The sequence below is a fragment of the Pseudogemmobacter blasticus genome (genome assembly GCF_003071405.1).
Taxonomy (GTDB): Bacteria; Pseudomonadota; Alphaproteobacteria; order Rhodobacterales; family Rhodobacteraceae; genus Pseudogemmobacter; species Pseudogemmobacter blasticus.
In genome coordinates, this window is record NZ_CP020470.1 from 3,237,624 (window position 1) to 3,253,358 (window position 15,735).

Annotated in this window: 17 protein-coding genes and 2 pseudogenes; 7 read left to right on the forward strand and 12 right to left on the reverse strand. The window is 66.5% G+C overall.

The features are described 5' to 3' along the window. Window positions 1–49 precede the first annotated feature (49 nt). A complete protein-coding gene (locus B6K69_RS15800) occupies window positions 50–694 on the reverse strand; it encodes a DUF6441 family protein (protein ID WP_108644477.1) in 645 nt (214 codons plus the stop codon). A gap of 132 nt (window positions 695–826) precedes the next feature. On the opposite strand from B6K69_RS15800, the gene tnpA reads away from it, so the two are divergent. The 3 genes from tnpA to tnpC are packed head-to-tail and all read left to right on the forward strand — an operon-like array spanning window position 827 to window position 3,177. After that, window positions 827–1,216 carry an IS66-like element accessory protein TnpA gene (gene tnpA, locus B6K69_RS15805; protein WP_107673214.1) on the forward strand — a complete coding sequence of 130 codons (390 nt, stop codon included), beginning with the start codon at window positions 827–829 and terminating at the stop codon, window positions 1,214–1,216. A gap of 26 nt (window positions 1,217–1,242) precedes the next feature. Further along, window positions 1,243–1,566 (forward strand): IS66 family insertion sequence element accessory protein TnpB, encoded by a 324-nt coding sequence (gene tnpB / locus B6K69_RS15810; protein WP_206340516.1) that lies wholly within the window; start codon window positions 1,243–1,245, stop codon window positions 1,564–1,566. A gap of 54 nt (window positions 1,567–1,620) precedes the next feature. Then, window positions 1,621–3,177 (forward strand): IS66 family transposase, encoded by a 1,557-nt coding sequence (gene tnpC, locus B6K69_RS15815; protein ID WP_108642833.1) that lies wholly within the window; start codon window positions 1,621–1,623, stop codon window positions 3,175–3,177. Here tnpC and B6K69_RS15820 read toward each other — a convergent pair. The 8 genes and pseudogenes from B6K69_RS15820 to B6K69_RS15855 form a co-directional block, all read right to left on the reverse strand. Continuing rightward, window positions 3,169–3,477 (reverse strand): head-tail joining protein, encoded by a 309-nt coding sequence (locus tag B6K69_RS15820; RefSeq protein WP_108644478.1) that lies wholly within the window; start codon window positions 3,475–3,477, stop codon window positions 3,169–3,171. The two genes, tnpC and B6K69_RS15820, sit on opposite strands and share 9 nt — an antisense overlap. A gap of 11 nt (window positions 3,478–3,488) precedes the next feature. Beyond that, window positions 3,489–4,514: a major capsid protein gene (locus tag B6K69_RS15825; RefSeq protein WP_108644479.1), complete on the reverse strand. Its 1,026-nt coding sequence runs from the start codon at window positions 4,512–4,514 to the stop codon at window positions 3,489–3,491. Window positions 4,515–4,561: 47 nt separating this feature from the next. Next, window positions 4,562–4,942: a head decoration protein gene (locus B6K69_RS15830; protein WP_108644480.1), complete on the reverse strand. Its 381-nt coding sequence runs from the start codon at window positions 4,940–4,942 to the stop codon at window positions 4,562–4,564. Window positions 4,943–4,983: 41 nt separating this feature from the next. Continuing rightward, window positions 4,984–6,306: a S49 family peptidase gene (locus B6K69_RS15835; RefSeq protein WP_108644969.1), complete on the reverse strand. Its 1,323-nt coding sequence runs from the start codon at window positions 6,304–6,306 to the stop codon at window positions 4,984–4,986. Then, window positions 6,306–7,817 (reverse strand): phage portal protein, encoded by a 1,512-nt coding sequence (locus B6K69_RS15840; RefSeq protein ID WP_108644481.1) that lies wholly within the window; start codon window positions 7,815–7,817, stop codon window positions 6,306–6,308. Before B6K69_RS15840 ends, B6K69_RS15835 begins: the two co-directional genes overlap by 1 nt. Before the next feature lie 2 nt (window positions 7,818–7,819). Beyond that, window positions 7,820–8,032 (reverse strand): phage head-tail joining protein, encoded by a 213-nt coding sequence (locus B6K69_RS15845; RefSeq protein ID WP_108644482.1) that lies wholly within the window; start codon window positions 8,030–8,032, stop codon window positions 7,820–7,822. Then, window positions 8,032–10,083 (reverse strand): annotated as a pseudogene (locus B6K69_RS15850) (phage terminase large subunit family protein). Before B6K69_RS15850 ends, B6K69_RS15845 begins: the two are co-directional and overlap by 1 nt. Next, on the reverse strand, window positions 10,031–10,567 hold the full coding sequence (locus B6K69_RS15855; RefSeq protein ID WP_108644483.1) for a hypothetical protein: 537 nt from the start codon (window positions 10,565–10,567) through the stop codon (window positions 10,031–10,033). The pseudogene B6K69_RS15850 and the gene B6K69_RS15855 overlap by 53 nt, the downstream one beginning before the upstream one ends. A gap of 122 nt (window positions 10,568–10,689) precedes the next feature. Between B6K69_RS15855 and B6K69_RS15860 the strand changes: the two genes are divergently transcribed. The 4 genes from B6K69_RS15860 (at window position 10,690) to B6K69_RS15875 (ending at window position 12,117) form a co-directional block, all read left to right on the forward strand. Further along, a complete protein-coding gene (locus B6K69_RS15860) occupies window positions 10,690–10,884 on the forward strand; it encodes a DUF6900 domain-containing protein (RefSeq protein ID WP_108644484.1) in 195 nt (64 codons plus the stop codon). 13 nt (window positions 10,885–10,897) lie between these two features. Continuing rightward, a complete protein-coding gene (locus B6K69_RS15865) occupies window positions 10,898–11,119 on the forward strand; it encodes a hypothetical protein (protein ID WP_164681977.1) in 222 nt (73 codons plus the stop codon). Window positions 11,120–11,230: 111 nt separating this feature from the next. Next, the gene (locus tag B6K69_RS15870; protein WP_108644971.1) at window positions 11,231–11,458 is read left to right on the forward strand and encodes a hypothetical protein; all 228 of its coding nucleotides are present in this window, start codon (window positions 11,231–11,233) and stop codon (window positions 11,456–11,458) included. 95 nt (window positions 11,459–11,553) lie between these two features. Beyond that, window positions 11,554–12,117, forward strand: a complete 564-nt coding sequence (locus B6K69_RS15875; RefSeq protein ID WP_108644485.1) for a DUF3489 domain-containing protein — start codon at window positions 11,554–11,556, stop codon at window positions 12,115–12,117. Window positions 12,118–12,121: 4 nt separating this feature from the next. Here B6K69_RS15875 and B6K69_RS15880 read toward each other — a convergent pair whose 3' ends face one another. The 3 genes and pseudogenes from B6K69_RS15880 to B6K69_RS15890 all read right to left on the reverse strand — a co-directional run bounded on the left by B6K69_RS15880 (window position 12,122) and on the right by B6K69_RS15890 (window position 15,723). Then, complete coding sequence (locus B6K69_RS15880) at window positions 12,122–13,198, reverse strand: HNH endonuclease signature motif containing protein (RefSeq protein WP_108644486.1); 1,077 nt, start codon at window positions 13,196–13,198, stop codon at window positions 12,122–12,124. A gap of 21 nt (window positions 13,199–13,219) precedes the next feature. Next, window positions 13,220–14,542, reverse strand: a pseudogene (locus B6K69_RS15885) (site-specific DNA-methyltransferase). Continuing rightward, window positions 14,539–15,723, reverse strand: coding sequence for a site-specific DNA-methyltransferase (locus B6K69_RS15890; protein WP_236939013.1), 1,185 nt, complete (start codon window positions 15,721–15,723; stop codon window positions 14,539–14,541). Before B6K69_RS15890 ends, B6K69_RS15885 begins: the two are co-directional and overlap by 4 nt. Window positions 15,724–15,735 lie beyond the last annotated feature (12 nt).

The window sequence follows — 15,735 nt, forward strand, 5'->3', positions numbered from 1 at the left end:
TGGTTGTCTGGCTCGTGCTGCCGCCGCAATATCGATGTTGTATCCGTCCCTATCGCAGAAGTCCGCTTCCTTTCTCCTCTACCCACCCCGCCACGATCCGCCCCGGCACGCGGTCGATGGCCCGCTCCGCATCCCGCGCGAGGTCCAGCCGCTTGCGCAGCTTGACCTGCGGCACCAGCAGGAAGATCGGTACGGTGGTCAGCCCACGGCCGGTCTTCGCGCGCGACGCCACAGCCCGGCCTTTCGAATTCAGCCTCCCCTCGGCCACCAGCAGGCTAGGCCCCCTGCGCCGGTAGACGAACCGCAACCGCAGGCCGGTGCGGCGTTCCCATTCGCCGGGGGTGATGCGACCGCCACGGGTGGATTTGCCTGCGGCGGCGGTGGGGATCGCAAGCCAGAAGCCGTTGCGCGACCGGATCAGCGGCCCGGTGTCATGCGCGCCGACGATCACCGGGGCGTTGGACCAGACCAGCGCCGCGGCGTTCAGGCTCTCGCCGCCCTTGGGATATGTCGCGAGGCGGATCGAGTTGCCGAGACGGGTGCCTAGCCCCGCGCTGGTGATCTGGCTGCGCCAGGCGGATTTCAGGCCCGCGCCCGCCTCGCGCATGGCGGTGGTGACGGCCCTTTCGCCTGCGGCGATTTCGGCCTGCATCAAGGCAGCGAGATCTGGGCTGATTTCCAGCTTCAGTTTCATGCTGGCTTCAGATCGAGCGTCCAGATCAGCCGCTCGCGATCCCGCAGCGTAAGCGTTTCCAGCCTCCCACCTTCCGGCTCTCATCCTGATCGGTTCTTTGGACTTTGGTGATTGTTGGAATGGATTTTCTCCATGGAGACTACATTGGAGGTTTTCCCGGTTGGCGGTCGCGGCCGTCGGAACCGGAAGTGGCCTGATGAGGTGAAGGCCCGGATCGTGGCGGAGACGCTGACGCCGGGTATCACGGTGAATTCTGTCGCGCGGCGTCATGGTGTTCCGGCGAACCACGTTTCGGCGTGGCGGACGCTGGCGCGCAAAGGGCGGCTGGTGCTGCCGGCGCCGGAGGATCCGGTGGAATTTGCATCGTTGATGATTGGCCCGGTTGGTGATGGACCGCGTTGTGCCGTGGGCGCCGCGGACCGGCCCGAGATCATCGCGGGCGCGGTGGCTATCCGTCTGGAAACCGGAGCCTCGGCGGAGCGGATTGCGTCGGTCGTGCGCGCCTTGGCTGCCAGCCCATGATGTTCCCGTCGAACCGGGTTCGGATCATGGTCGCGACAAAGCCCATCGACTTCAGAAAGGGTCATGATGGCCTGGCAGCGCTGGTGTCGTCTGTGCTGCGCAAGGATCCGTTCACCGGGGCGGTCTTTGTCTTCCGCTCGCGTAAGGCGGACAGGCTGAAGCTCTTATACTGGGACGGCACCGGCCTCGTGATGGCCTACAAAAGGCTGGAGGATGCGACGTTCACCTGGCCCGCGATCAAGGACGGGGTGATGGCGCTGAACCATGCCCAGTTCGAGGCGCTGTTTGCCGGGCTGGACTGGCGCAAGGTAAAGGCGCTGGAGGGGCGTCCACCGGCTGCGGCAGAGTGAACCAACCATTTGGTTTTGCGTGTTTTTGCGGGGATATTATGGTAGCTCCAGCCCATGCAAACCGCACCCGTCATCGACCTTTCCACCATCCCTGCCGCGCAACGTGCGGCTGTTCTGGCGTTGATGGAAACCGTGGCGGCGCTGACGGAAATCACCCGTCGGCAAGAGCATCTGATCGCTGAGTTGAATCATGCCCTGCATGGCAAGCGGTCGGAAAAGCTGTCTGAAGATGAACGGCAGTTGGCATTCGAGGATCTGTCCATCGCGCTGGCCGAGGTTGAAGCGGAAAAGGAAACCCGCGCCGCCAAAGCAGATGACAAGGCGAGCAAACCCGCCCCCAAGCGCACTATCGGCAATCTGCCGGCCGCGTTGCCGCGCATCGAAGAGATCATCGAACCCGCCAGCCTGATCTGCCCCTGTGGCTGCGGTGTCATGCACAAGATCGGCGAAGACCGCAGCGAACGGCTGGACATCGTGCCGGCCCAGCTGCGCGTCATCGTCACCGTGCGTCCGAAGTATGCCTGCCGGTCCTGCACCGACGGGGTGACCCAAGCCCCTGCGCCGTCTCACCTGATCATGGGGGGCCTACCGACCGAAGCGACGCTGGCCCATGTGCTGGTCAGCAAGTATGCGGACCATCTGCCGTTATATCGGCAGAGCCAGATCCTGGCGCGCGCGGGCCTTTATCTGCACCGCGCAGTCTTGGCCGACTGGGTCGGCAAGGCTGCGTTCCACCTGAAACCCATTGTCGACCGGCTGGCTGAACATCTGAAGCGGTCATCCAAGCTGTTCATGGATGAAACCACTGCCCCGGTGCTGGATCCGGGGCGCGGTGTGACAAAGACCGGATACCTTTGGGCGCTGGCCCGCGATGACCGACCGTGGGGCGGCGAGGACCCGCCCGGCGTGGTCTACTTCTATGCCCCCGGCCGCGCGGGAGAGAATGCCGAGACCTTCCTCACCGGCTTCGACGGCATCCTGCAGATTGACGGTTACACCGGCTACAACCGCCTGACCAAACCATCCCGCAAGGGCGGCGCGCCCATTCGGGTGGCCCACTGTTGGGCGCATGCACGGCGCAAACTCAAGGAAGTCTTTGACCGCGACGGATCGGAGATCGCCGCCGAGGGTCTGCGCCGCATCGCCGAACTCTATGCCGTCGAGGCCGACATCCGCGGCATCTCGCCCGGCCAGCGCCTCTCCGCCCGTCAGGCCCGCACCGCGCCGCTGGTGGCCGCCTTCGGCGACTGGCTGCAGGCACAACGCCGCAAGATCTCCGCCAAATCCCGGCTCGGCGAAAAGCTCGCCTACATCCACAATCACTGGGACGGGCTGCAAACCTTCCTGACCGACGGCCGCGTCGAAATCGACTCCAACAGGGTCGAAAACCTGATCCGCCCGATAGCCCTCAATCGCAAAAATACGCTCTTCGCCGGCCATGACGAAGGCGGCATCGCCTGGGGCCGCATCGCCTCGCTGATCGAAACTTGCAAGATCAACGGCATAGAGCCCTTCGCCTATCTCAAGGCCACCTTGACAGCTATCGCCAACGGCCACCCGCAAAGCCGCCTCGACGACCTGCTGCCGTGGAACTTCACGCCGTCAAGATAAGCCGTCCGTGGTCCCCCGCGAACGCTTACCCCGCAGCGGTTCCCCCTGGATGACATGGCTGTCGGCGCCGATGACGATCACATCGCCCGGACGCGGGGCGGGCAGGTCTGCCACACGCACATCCACCACCGTCGTGTCGCTGACGATCCGGCCAGCGCCGAAGTCGGTGACGCGGTCGGGCGCGCGGCGGATGATGCGGATCGGGCGTTCCTCGGACGTGGTGGCCGAGATCCAGAGGGCCGGGGCCGCCATGGAGGCATGGGTGAAGATGCGGTCCATGGCGGCGGCGAAGACGGACATGGGTGGGTCCGTCAGTTCGAGCTGTGGATCCGGACGGCCAGCCGGGGCCGCTTGTTCACCGGCAGGATCGAGGCCTCGGTCATCACGTCGATCCAGCGGCCCTTCTCGTCGAGATGCTGGCGGGCGTAGAGCGGCAGGCCGATGGTGTTGGCGGTTTCCAAGAGGTTCGCCGGGCCGCCATAGGTGGTGAAGGTGTCCATCGTGCCGAGCGGGAAGGCGATCCCTTCGTTTGCCGGGACAAGCCGTTCGGTCGCCTTGGTCGAAAGGGTCACCGTGCCGGAATACTCCTCGAACAGGATGCCGCCGAAGGGGAAGTTGCGGCGGACATCCTCGCGCAGGGGCTGCGCGCCGGTCGAGGCATAGAACTTGTAGGCTTCCTCGGTCTTCGGGTGCGCGATCAGCTTGTCGAAGAACTCCCGGCTGACGAGGGCATGCACGCTGGTCATGGCCTCGCCCAGCAGATTGTCCTCGATGGCGCGCAGTACCTCGCGGACCTTGCCCTGCACGTTGGTGCCCGCGGTGCCGAGGACGAAGTCGACCGAGATCTGCGCCAGGCCGAATTCGGTGAAGTAGTTGTAGAGGGTAGTGCCCGCGCCATCCTTCACGATGCCGCGGAGCGCGTTCATCTCCATATACTCCCGCGTCTGGGCGTGCTTGCGGCGCATCAGCAGCAGCTTGCGGTTCATCACCTCGACGAGGGGATCGGCGGCATCGAAGGCGCCGCCCAGCGCGGGCTGCCCCTGGATATCAGCAGGAAGAACCACGTCGTCATGCGGGATCCACGGCAGGGCGAAGGACCGCATGGACCGTCCCTCGCGGGTGCCGACCGTGGCAGGCCCGCCGAGAGGGACGGATGGCAGGAGGCTCAGGACGCCTTCGTATTGCTCGATGATGACCGAGCGCTGGCTGACCCCTTCGAAGCGGAAGAGGCCGATCTGGGCGAGGCGGGTGTAGAGGTTGGGCAGGATGTTGATGGCCTGCGTCATCTCGGCCAGCGAATAGCCGCCAGCGTCGAAGGGATTGCGGACGAGGGTCATGGGGTGCTCCGGGGGATGAAGGGATGGGCGCGGCTTGGTGGGCTGCGTCAGACGCCGTCGCGGGCGACGATGCCTGCGGCGGCCAGCTGGCCGATCTTGGTGGTGATCTTGGCCCCGTCATCGACGGTGGCGTCGTAGGCGAGACCCGCGCGTGAGACGATTGCCGGGCCGCGGGCAACGACGATGCCGGTGGCGTCGGCCAGCGTCGCATCGACGGCATAGAGCAGGACGGCCGAGGCGGTCTGCGCGCCGTCGGTGCCGCCGCTGGTGGCGAGCTTGTATTTGCCGCTTGCGGTGATGCGGCCAAGGACGGCGCCGACGGGATAGGGCATGCCCGCGAGCAGTGTCACCACCTCACGGGTGTAGTTCGGGTTGACCTCGTATTTGAGGACGTCGCCCATGCTGGGCGGTTCCGTCAGGACGGGCATGGTTCAGTCTCCAGGATGTTGGGGGACGGGATGCGCCGGGATCAGCGCGAGGCGGCGGCCGACTTTTTCGCGGCCGCGACGATGGGGCTTTCCTTGGTGCCAGCCGCTGGGGCAGTGGCGATGATGCCTGCGGCATCGCTGCGGGCGGCAAGATCGGCCAGGACCTTGGCGCGAAGCGCGTCGGGTTTCACACCCTTGGCGACCGCATCGGCGGCATCGATCTGGATGACAAGGCGCGCGGCCTGCGCGCAGACCTGAGCGACCTCGGCCGCCTCGGCGCGGATCGCTTCGGGCGACATCGCGGCCGCCGCCGTCTGCGGCGGTGCGATTGCCGCGGGCGGGGCCGGTTCCGGCGGGGTGCTGGCGGCAGGCGCAGTCGCAGGCTGCACATGATCTTCGGGGGCAGTGGTCATTATCGGGCCCTTTCCCTTGGGGTTGGATTTGAGGGTGGTTGTGCCGCGAGGTTCGGCGGCGAAAGCGCGGAAGGCGGTGACCGGATCGGCCACCTCGTCGGCTAAACCGGCGAAGACGGCCGCCTCTCCGCGGAATACAGCGGCCTCGGTGCCCAGCGCCCGTAGGGTGTCGAGGCGGCGGCCGCGCCCTTCGGCGACGGTTTCGGCGAAGAGCAGGCGGAGGTCTTCCAGCTCGCCCGCGATCCGGGCGCGGACGGACTCGGGCAGAGACTGATAAGGGTTCGCATCGACCTTGCGAGCACCAGCATGGATCAGCGTCACCGCGATGCCCTTCTGATCGAGCGCCCCGCTCATGTCGCTGTGCATGGCGACAACCCCGATGCTGCCGACAGCGCCGGTGCGGGGCAGGATGATCCGGTCGGCCTGGTAGGCGAGGGCATAGGCGGCCGAGAGGGCGTGGTCGGCGACGAAGGCCTGCACGGGTTTGACCTGACGTGCCGCGCGGATGCGGTCGGCGAGATCGAAAGCCCCGGCCACTTCGCCACCGAAGCTGTCGATGTCGAGGGCGATGCCGCGGATCGCCGGATCGGAAAGGGCGGCCTCCAACTGCGCCGCGATCCCCTCATAGGAGGTCAGCCCGGAGGATTGCCCGATCCACGCCCCGCGATGCACCAGAGTGCCCGCGATTTCGATCACGGCGATCCCCTCGACGACAGCGAAGGGCTGGCCGCCATTCCTTGCCTGGCGGTTGGTCAGGTCATCGCCGAACAGCGAGGCGCGGGCGGGCAGGGTGGCGGTAGCCTGATCCGCGGGATCCACCGCCATTCCTTCGACAGTGATTTCCCTGCCGGTGATCCGCGGCCCAAGGCCGGTCAGGAAAGCCAGTGCCTTGGCGGGATCGACCATCAGGGGCGTGTTGAAGGCGCGCTGGGCGATCTGAGTGTGGTGCATCATGCGTCCTCTGCGGGCCGGGCTTCCCGGTCCTCGCCATCATCTTCCTGATTGCCGCTATCCTGCTGATCCTGCCGCTGGCCCTCGGCATCGCCCGGCGCGGCGCCGCCACCCGCCGCCTGCGCGGGCGACCCCGGTCGCCGGAAGTCGAGACCCAGTTCGGCCTCACGTTTGCGTTCGGTCGCGATTTCGCGGTCGACCTGTTCGGCGTCATAGCCCCGCTCGGCGATGGCCTGTGTGCGGGATTTCAGGCCCGCCTCGATCTGCAGGATCTCCGCCGCGGCATCCTTGGCCGGGTCGATCCAGTCCCATTTCGTCGGAAGCCAGTCGCAGGCGAGGTATTGCCGCCGATCGCTGGCATAGCTCGGCAGGTCGATGGCGCCCGCCAGCACGGCCATATCCATCCAGCGCGTCCAGACGGCACGGCAGAGCTGATAGACCATCACCGAATGCTGGAAGGCCGAGATGCGGCGGCGGAAGTCGACCAGCGCGATCCGAGTGTTCGAGAAGTTCCCCTTGGCGGTGTCACCGGTCAGATAGCCATAGGGCACGCCCAACGCCGCGCCGATCTGCAACAGCGGGCGATACTGGAACGGTTCATATGTCGATCCGGAATCCGGTGTCGAAGGCGTGGTGACATCTTCGCCCGGATCAAGGCGCACCACCTGACCCGGTTCGACCTCGAGATCGTCCTCGGCGGGATCGAGGGCGGTTTCCGGGGCGGGGGAGGTGATGAACATGGCGAACATCGCCGCGGTCTTCTTCCGCTCGAGTTCAGCGTCGTCGTAGAGATCGAGGGTGAAGAGTTTCACCACGGCCGCCGCGAAGCGCGACACGCCGCGCAGCTGCCCCGCCTCGACGGGGTCGAGGATGTGGATGACCTCTGACGCGGGCACGCGCACTGTCTCTCCCGCCAGCCCCGGATCGGTCAGGTCGCCGGGGTGGCGGCGCAGGAAGTGATAGGCGACGCGGCGGCCAATGCCGTCGAACTCGATGCCCTGCCGGATCGACCCCGCGCCGGGCAGCACGCGGGTCATGTCATGGGCCAGCATTTCCGAGGGCAGCATCTGCAGCTGCATGGGGACCGTCAGACGATCTTCGGGACGCCGGGTGCGGATGCGCAGGAAGACCTCGCCTGCCAGAAACACCTCGCGCGCGGCCCGGCGCTGCAGCCCGAAGAAGTCCGTCAGCCCCTCAGCATCAGCCTCGTCGGTCCAGGCGAGCCAGAGTTTCTGCAGCTCCTCCTTCTTCGCCGCATCGGCGATTTTCGAAGAAGGCTTGATCCCGTCGCCGACGACATGGTTCGCAAAGGCGTCGACCGCATTCGCGGCATAGCCATTGTTCCGGACCAGCCAGCGCGCCCGGGCGGTGATGGTCCCGCCCGAGGCGGCGATCAGAGTGTTCACATGCGCCCGCGTGGCGCGGAATCCGCGCATGCGACGGTGGGACTGCGCGGCGTCAAACCCGCCGATGATGGACCCGAGCCGCGCGCGGAAGGCGTCGAAGACCATGGTCACAGACCCTTCGTCGCGACCGTGCCCCAGCGGCGGCGGCGCGGTGTGGCCGATGCGGTGGCGATGCGCCCCTCCAGATCCCGGATCGCGGCGGCAAGTTCCGCGTCCGAGCCATAGGTCACGGTCTTGCCGTCGTAGCTGACGCTGCGTAGCCCGGTGAAACGGGCTTCCTGCAGAGCCGTGAGCAGGGCCTGCATGCGTTCAAGGTCCATCAGTCCCTCATGAAGTTCGGGGTGTAGGCCCGCCGTCTCCGGCGCGGCGTGGTCAGGGTTCCGGCCTTGGGTTGGGCCGGATCGGGTGGTGCGCTTTCCGCTGCGACGGCTGCTGGCATGCGCGTTTCCACGCCAGCCTGTGCCTCAAGCCGCCGCCAGGTCGCTTCGTCCCAGCGGTCGGCGCCAAGGATCCACGCCGCGGCACGGGCGTAGACCCGGCAGTCCAGCGCCTCGTTCCGTTCGCGCATCTTCTGCCACTCCTGATGGGCATAGCCGCGCTTGTTGCGGATCGTGACCAGCTGCTCTGCTACCAGCTGCTTCAGCCATTCGGTGTCCGCCCAGCCGGGCAGGTGGATCGTGCCGGGGGCGTCGAGCATTCCAGCCTCGCGGTCCTCGTCCGAGGGCCGCTCGATCCGCAGGAACCGATAGGTCTCGGCCTTGAATGTCGCCGTGGCCACCGACCAGAGCCGGGCCCCGCGGCGCAGGCGGCGGCCAGCCACGGTCGCATCGACATAGGTCGGGCCAGAAACTGGGGCGGCGCGGTTGAAGCCCTCAAGCCCCTTCAGCGGCGCCACCTGTTCGAACCCGACCTTGCGCGACCAGGCATAGACCGCCGCGGCCTCGTAGCCGGTATCGACGCCAAGCCGCGCCACCGTCATGAAGGCGCCGTTGGCATGCTGCCACGACCGGCCGAGGAGGGCCGTCAGCTTGTCCCAGGCGGCCGGATCGTCAGGCCCGCCGGGAATGACGATGTGATCAACAAGCCAGCTTTCCAAACCCCGGCCCCAGGCCTAGATGTCGACCTCGATGCGGTCCCTCTGGATGTCGGCACCGGCCGTCAGGAACAACCCCGCCATCGGCACGGTGCCCGGCTTCCAGGCTTCCCGCCGATCTGCCAGCTGCTGCCATTCCGGCGCGTCGCCGGTCTCGACCCATGTCTCGCCCAGCAGCGTGTTGCGCGCAGCGCGCAACGTCTCGTCCGAGCCTTGGGCCGCCAGCCATTCCCGCGCGACGTCGGACCAGCTTTTCCACCCGAGCGGTGAATAGAGCGCCGAGAGGTGGAAGCCGATGGCCTTCGGATCCCTGGAAACCGCCGTCGCCCGCCATTCGCCCTTGGCCAGCATCTCGGTCTTGTGGTGCTCGGCGATGGGGCGTTCGCAGCCCTCGCAGTGATAGGCCGCCGTTTCCGGCTTCCCCTTTGCCCAGCGCAGCCGGTCGAACTGCAGCCACTGCATCGCTCCGCAATGCGGGCAGGGCACGAAGTAGCGCCTCTGGTCGGACGCCTCGAACTCGCGCTCGATCCGGGACAGCCCCCGGATCGTGGGCGTCGACACCATGAACACTTTGCGCCGATGCGAGAAGGTGGTGGTGCGGGCTTCGGCCAGCGTGACCGGATCGCCTTCCTCGTCGGCCGAGGCCGGATAGGCGTCGACCTCGTCCAGAAACACATAGCGCGCGGGCATCGACCGTAGGCCGGTGGCCGAGTTCGCGCCGGTCAGCACCAGGATGCCGCCGGGAAACTCCTTCGACAGCATCGAATTCCCGGCATCGCGGGATCGGGCCGGACTGACCCGCTCGCGCAGCGCCGGGCTATCTGCGATCAGCGGGTCAAGACGACCCCGCGAGGTGCGTTTCGCCAGTTCCAGGCTCGGCAGGACCGCCAGCATCGGCCCCGGGGCGTGGTGGATAACGAAGCCGATCCAGTTGTTGCCCGCTTCCGTGGCCCCGACCTGCGCCGCCTTCATGAAGGTGATGCGCTGCGCCGGATGGCCGGGCGAAAGCGCATCCATGATCTCGCGCAGATAGGGAGCGCGGGCGGTGCGATACCGCCCCGGTTCGGCCGCGCCGCGCGACGACAGCCAGCGATGCTGATCCGCCCATTCCGACACCGTCAGGTTCGGATCGGGGCGCATCCCCTGCCGCCAGACCCGGAGCAGGTCCTCGGCGCCGTCAAAGCCGAGGTCGAGACCCGTGGTCAGGTCGTTGTCGTCATCCTCATCATGCAAGCGAGACCCGGAGGTCGGCGAGGGCGTCGAGCTGTTCGCGGACATGGGCTTCCAGCACCCTCTGCATGATCGCGGTCTCGATCGTCACCGATGCCCCGGATTGCCGTTCCACCTCCGCCATGATCTGCGCCGCCATAAGTGCTGCCACCCGTCCGGGCCAGGTCACCCAGACATCCCGTTCCTGCCGCGCCAGGCGAAACACCAGCGTTTCCGCCCGCGCTCGGTCGACCAGCGTGCCCTTCTTCTTCTGGACGGCCAGCTGACGTTCCTGCGCCGCATAGACCGTCAGCGCCGTGCGCGCCTTGATATACGATGTCGTGTCGCCGGGGCCGCTGGCCAGCCCATCCCCACTTAAGCTGCGCCGCTGCTGGTCGGGGTCCGTCATCTCGGCCCGCCGCACATCCGAGGCCGCGGCATTGATCGACCCGTCGTCATGGACCACCAGCCGCCCATTCTTCCGGGCCTTCTGCACCCCGCCGCGCGACAGCCCGGAATGGGCTGCATACTCGCGTTCGCTCATGCCTTTCATGGCGCCGTGAAGCCTATCAAGATATTGAAAATAAACAGGAAAAGACAATAATTTCCGTTGATTGTCTCCGCCGTCAGAGCGATTCTGCGATCAGGAACTCACCCTGGATCGGAGGCCACACCATGACCGCAACCACGAAACCCGCCCCCACCGCGCCCGAGGCGCTGATGCTCGACATCGCGAAGCGCCACTTCTTCGTCGAGACGCTGGATACCCGGAACAGCGACGGGCTGGATTTCCACGACGTCGCGGTCTGGTCGATCCGCGCCGCCCTGATTGAGGCCTATGCCGCGGGCCTCGCCGCGGCCAAGCGCTGAAGGGGGCAACGACATGACCATGGCCATCACCACCATCCGCATTGACTATGCCACCTTTCCCGAGGGCTTCGACCTGAGCCGCCCGGACGCCATCGCCGAGGTCATCGAGCAGGCGCTGCGCGAGATCGGGATCCCGGCGGACGCCTCCGACGTCCTGTCGCACCTGAAGATCGAACTGCCCACCGCTCAGTTGGGTGCCGCCAGCCGCACGCTGGCCGAGATGCGGCTGATCTGACCGGAGCGATCAGAAAGCACTGATATTGCTCCGATTTGCCTACGATCATCCGCCCGACAGAGCGATGGTGTTCGCACCGGAACGATGCAACTCACCGAAGGACGCCCCGCCATGACCACCCGCCGCGCTGCCCCGAACTACAAGGCCCTCGACGCCTTCATCACCGCCAAGGCCGAGATCGACACGATGCTGGAACGCCTGAAGGCCCTCAGCGACGACCATTTCGAGACCCACCCCGAAGAGATCCATTGGGGCCATGTCGGGACGCTGAAGCACTACGCAGGCCTGCTGCGCCAGATCACCGACAGCGCCTTCAAGGAAGGCGAACACGCCGCCTGACGCGCCCACACGGCGCGACGGCCGCCCCGTCCGATGACGGGGCTTGCCTTCGTAGAAGGCGCGCACACCGCGCGCCACAGCGCCCGGAGGCCCCGATGACCACCCCGTCCGATACCCAGTCCCTGATCCTGTCCCGCGCTGCGACCCGGCCCGGCAACCTCGCCCTGCCGCTGCCTGAGGGGCTGGTCGGAGCCGCCGCCAAGATGGTGGTCGGCAAGATGATCGCCCGCGGCTGGCTCGAGGAGGTCGAGGCCAACTTGCGCCGCCATGAGCCGATGTGGCGCGAGACCGGTGACGGCCACGGCACCACGCTGATCGCGACAGAAGCCGGGCTGGAGGCCATCGGGATCGAGCCGCTGGCGGCCAGCGCTGTCGCCAGCGCGCGGAAGGCGAAGGCAAAGGCGGAACCTGCGCCCTACGACACCGACACCGCGAAACCGGTCGCCATCCGCGCTGGCACCAAGCAGGCCCAGATCATCGCCATGCTCCAGCGCCCCGAGGGGGCGACGGTCGCCGAGATGGTCGAAGCCACCGGATGGCTGGCGCATACCGTCCGCGGCTGCATCTCTGGCGCCCTGAAGAAGAAGCTGGGTCTGCCCATCGCCGCCGAGAAGGTCGAGGGCCGGGGGATGGTGTACCGGCTCCCCGAAGGTAGCTGATCGATCAGCAGTAGTCGTCCATGCAGTCGTCGTAGCTATCGCCAGTCAGTTCACAGAAGGTTTTGAGGGCCCCCTGCAGGGTAAAATACTGGTGTTCGCTGCGGTGGTAGAAGAATTCGCCGCGGACACCGACATGCGCGACCGCCCAGTCCTTGATCGCATTGTCGCTAGGATCGTGAGTAAGAACCACGAGGCTGTCCTCGGTCATGCCATGTTGCACGACCAAACTCTGGTAGAGATGGTTTCGTGCGAAAACTCGGCCAAACTTTAGGTTTTCCGCGTAGCGTTCGAGCGCGTCCTCGGTCACGGCCTCCGGACAAAGTGGGAACTCTGTCGGCACCTTCCATTTGACCTGCACAACAGACGGCGTCAGCGACTCATATTCTTCCGGCGGTGGTTCATAGCTTGCCCGCTCTCTTGTCCCATACAGCCACTCGCCCAGCGCGCCACCGCTTGGGACAGAACCGCTCTTTGCCCATTCCTGCAAACGTGCTTTTGCGGCTGCCGCCTCGTCCTTCGACAAGGTGCGCATCCAGGATATGTCGGGAAACACCTTATCGGTCTGGACTCGGTTGGGGTCAGCGAAGAAGGCTTCAATCGAGCCGTAGACCAGTTCGATGCGCCGAGCAGAGATTTCGTTGAGCAGGACGTTTTCCAGCCGCGTGACCCACCGCAGGTTTTCCGGTCGATTGTTCGCCCTGTTCGTGTCGATGTGATCAACGACATGGCGGTCGGTGGGCGGCTCGCCATGAAAAGCCCAGCAGACGATCCGATGAACGGGCACGCCGCTCAGATACATGTAGCCAGTGGACAACCCCTGCCGCCCAAAGGTCCATTGGTCATCAAGCGGTCTGGTCTTCTGCCGTTTCTGGGGCAGACGATGCGCGGAACCATTGTCGCGAACCCGATACCGCTCGCCCCGATATTCGACCTCCACCTCGCGTTCAAAGATATCAATGAGTTGGTCGGCTTTGCCGGGGGACGAAAGGGAAGGGCTACGCATCAACTGCTCCGGCGAGATTCGACCATTCAAGTGCCGAAGGTGGTAGGCCGATTTCCCGTTCTCCTTCTGGGCGAACATTCGCAAGTTCGGGCCAACTGGTCAATCGCGGCTGGCTGTCCGCCCCGTTGCCATCTCCCACCGTCGCACCGCGACGTCGCAGTAGACCGGGTCCAGTTCCACCGCGCAGCAGCGCCGCCCGGTGCGTTCGGCGGCGATCAGCTGGGTGCCGGAGCCGCAGAAGGGTTCGAACACCAGGTCGCCGGGGGCGGTGAAGGCTTCCAGAACCGCCTCGACCAGCGCCACCGGGAACACGGCCGGGTGCGATCCAGCGGCACCTAGCCCGCCCTTGTGGCGCATGATGCGGAACACGCTGTCCGGGATGCGGTGGCTCTGGATCGCGTTGCCGGAACCGGTCTTGCGATGGACCGTGCCGTCGGCCCCGCGGAGGCCACCGCCGCCGAGGGTTTCGCCTGCGTGCTTGCTCCCGACCGTCTTGTTCGGCTTCCGAGGCTGGCGGTTGAAGTGGAAGATGAACTCGTGCGAGGGCGCGAGGCGGCCGTTCCAGTCGCCGGGCAGGCCGGGCCCCTGGTCCCAGACATACCAGCCGAACCGCCGCCAACCCTGCGCGCGCATCCAGTCGACCCAGCCTTCCCAATAGGGGATCCACTCGCCATCGCGGTGAACGAGGCCGAGGTTGACCAGCAGCTGGGCATCGGTGGTGACGGGCGCCGCGCCGAACACCCCCTGCATCAGCGCATCCCAATCGCCGATTTTCTCCTTCGCCGCGCCATAGTCGCGCTGCTGCGCGTAGGGCGGGGAGGTGAAGATGAGCGACGATTGCGCGCCGTCCATCAGCCGCGCGACCACGGCCGGGTCGGTGGCATCGCCGCAGATCAGCCGGTGATCGCCCAGCGCCTAGATGTCGCCGGGGCGGGTAATCGGATCGGTCGGGGCCTCGGGGATGGTGTCGGCCGTATCATCGTCGATGGGCGCGCGGTCGTCGGCATCGTGCAGCAGCGCGTCCAGTTCGTCCTCGGGGATGCCGATCAGCCCAAGGTCGAAATCCTCGGCCATCAGCCCGCGCAGTTCCTCGAGCAGCAGCGCCTCGTCCCACCCGCCCAGTTCGGTCAGCTTGTTGTCGGCGATGCGATAGGCACGACGTTGCGCCTCGGTCAGGTGGCCCAGCACGATCACTGGGGCCTCCGGCAGCCCGAGCTGGGCTGCGGCCAGGATGCGGCCATGGCCAGCGATCAGCTCGCCATCGGCGGCAACCAGGCAGGGGACGGTCCACCCGAACTCGGCCATGCTGGCGGCGATCTTCGCTACCTGATCGGTGTCGTGGGACTTGGCATTCCGGGCATAGGGCCGGAGGCGGGCCAGCGGCCAATGCTCGATCTGTCCGGGCAGAAGGGGCGCGTTCATGCGGCGAGCCGCTTGGCCTTGAGGGCGGCGAAACTTTCGCCGGTTTCCGCCAGCAGCGCTTCCTGGCCGGTGAAAGATTGCCAGCGTTCGATGGCGACATCGACATAGGCGGGGTTCAATTCGACCCCGAAGCAGACCCGGCCCGTGGTCTCGGTTGCGATCAGCGTGGTGCCGGAACCCATGAAGGGTTCATAGACCACCTGACCGGGGTTGGAGTTGTTCAGGATCGGGCGGCGCATGCACTCGACCGGCTTCTGCGTGCCATGCACGGTGTCGGCGTCCTGATCCCGGTTGGCGATCTGCCACAGCGTCGTCTGCTTGCGGTCCCCGGCCCAATGGCCCTTGCCCTTGGCGCGCACCGCATACCAGCAGGGTTCGTGCTGCCAGTGGTAATCGCCGCGGCTGAGGACAAGCCGGTCCTTGGCCCAGATGATCTGAGACCGTATGGCGAAACCCGCGGCGGTCAGGCTGTCGGCTACGGTCGCCGCGTGCAGTGCGCCGTGCCAGACATAGGCGACGTCGCCCGGGAACAGCGCCCAAGCCTCGCGCCAGTCGGCCCGGTCGTCGTTCAGCACCTTGCCGGTGCGTTTGGTCTTGGCCGCGCCAGCCTGATTGCGCCAGGAGGGGTCATACTCCACGCCATAAGGTGGGTCGGTGACCATCAGCAGGGGCCGCACATCTCCGAGCAGGCGCCCAACGACATCGGCTAAGGTGCTGTCGCCACAGATCAGCCGGTGCGCACCCAGCTGCCATAGGTCGCCCGGCACCGACACCGGCGTGACCGGCAGATCGGGAACATCGTCCTCACCCTCGACCGGACCTTCCCCGCCCAGTGCCTCGGGATCCCTTAGTAAGGCATCCAGATCATCGTCGCTGATCCCTAGCAGCGTCAGGTCGAAATCCTCGGCCAACAGTACCGCGATCTCGTCGCGCAACAGGGCCTCGTCCCATTCGCCCAGCTCGGTCAGCTTGTTGTCCGCGATCCGGTAGGCCCGGCGTTCCGCCTCGTCGAGGTGGCTCAGCCGGATGACCGGCACTTCGGTCAACCCGAGCATCGTGGCCGCCAGCACCCGGCCATGGCCTGCGATCAGTTCGCCGTCGTCGGCCACCATGCAGGGGACGGTCCAGCCGAACTTGGCCATGCTGGCGGCGATCTTCGCCACCTGATCGTCGCCATGCATCTTGGCATTGCG

Bases quoted from the DNA above. Each gene is read 5' to 3' on its own strand.
- tnpB (WP_206340516.1), top strand. From the start codon at position 1,243: ATGGTCGCGACAAAGCCCATCGACTTCAGAAAGGGTCATGATGGCCTG.
- tnpC (WP_108642833.1), top strand. From the start codon at position 1,621: ATGCAAACCGCACCCGTCATCGACCTTTCCACCATCCCTGCCGCGCAA.
- B6K69_RS15840 (WP_108644481.1), bottom strand. From the start codon at position 7,817: ATGGTCTTCGACGCCTTCCGCGCGCGGCTCGGGTCCATCATCGGCGGG.
- B6K69_RS15845 (WP_108644482.1), bottom strand. From the start codon at position 8,032: ATGGACCTTGAACGCATGCAGGCCCTGCTCACGGCTCTGCAGGAAGCC.
- tnpA (WP_107673214.1), top strand. From the start codon at position 827: ATGGAGACTACATTGGAGGTTTTCCCGGTTGGCGGTCGCGGCCGTCGG.
- B6K69_RS15890 (WP_236939013.1), bottom strand. From the start codon at position 15,723: ATGCATGGCGACGATCAGGTGGCGAAGATCGCCGCCAGCATGGCCAAG.
- B6K69_RS15865 (WP_164681977.1), top strand. From the start codon at position 10,898: ATGACCATGGCCATCACCACCATCCGCATTGACTATGCCACCTTTCCC.
- B6K69_RS15860 (WP_108644484.1), top strand. From the start codon at position 10,690: ATGACCGCAACCACGAAACCCGCCCCCACCGCGCCCGAGGCGCTGATG.
- B6K69_RS15835 (WP_108644969.1), bottom strand. From the start codon at position 6,306: ATGCACCACACTCAGATCGCCCAGCGCGCCTTCAACACGCCCCTGATG.
- B6K69_RS15855 (WP_108644483.1), bottom strand. From the start codon at position 10,567: ATGAAAGGCATGAGCGAACGCGAGTATGCAGCCCATTCCGGGCTGTCG.
- B6K69_RS15830 (WP_108644480.1), bottom strand. From the start codon at position 4,942: ATGCCCGTCCTGACGGAACCGCCCAGCATGGGCGACGTCCTCAAATAC.
- B6K69_RS15800 (WP_108644477.1), bottom strand. From the start codon at position 694: ATGAAACTGAAGCTGGAAATCAGCCCAGATCTCGCTGCCTTGATGCAG.
- B6K69_RS15880 (WP_108644486.1), bottom strand. From the start codon at position 13,198: ATGTTCGCCCAGAAGGAGAACGGGAAATCGGCCTACCACCTTCGGCAC.
- B6K69_RS15825 (WP_108644479.1), bottom strand. From the start codon at position 4,514: ATGACCCTCGTCCGCAATCCCTTCGACGCTGGCGGCTATTCGCTGGCC.
- B6K69_RS15820 (WP_108644478.1), bottom strand. From the start codon at position 3,477: ATGTCCGTCTTCGCCGCCGCCATGGACCGCATCTTCACCCATGCCTCC.
- B6K69_RS15870 (WP_108644971.1), top strand. From the start codon at position 11,231: ATGACCACCCGCCGCGCTGCCCCGAACTACAAGGCCCTCGACGCCTTC.
- B6K69_RS15875 (WP_108644485.1), top strand. From the start codon at position 11,554: ATGACCACCCCGTCCGATACCCAGTCCCTGATCCTGTCCCGCGCTGCG.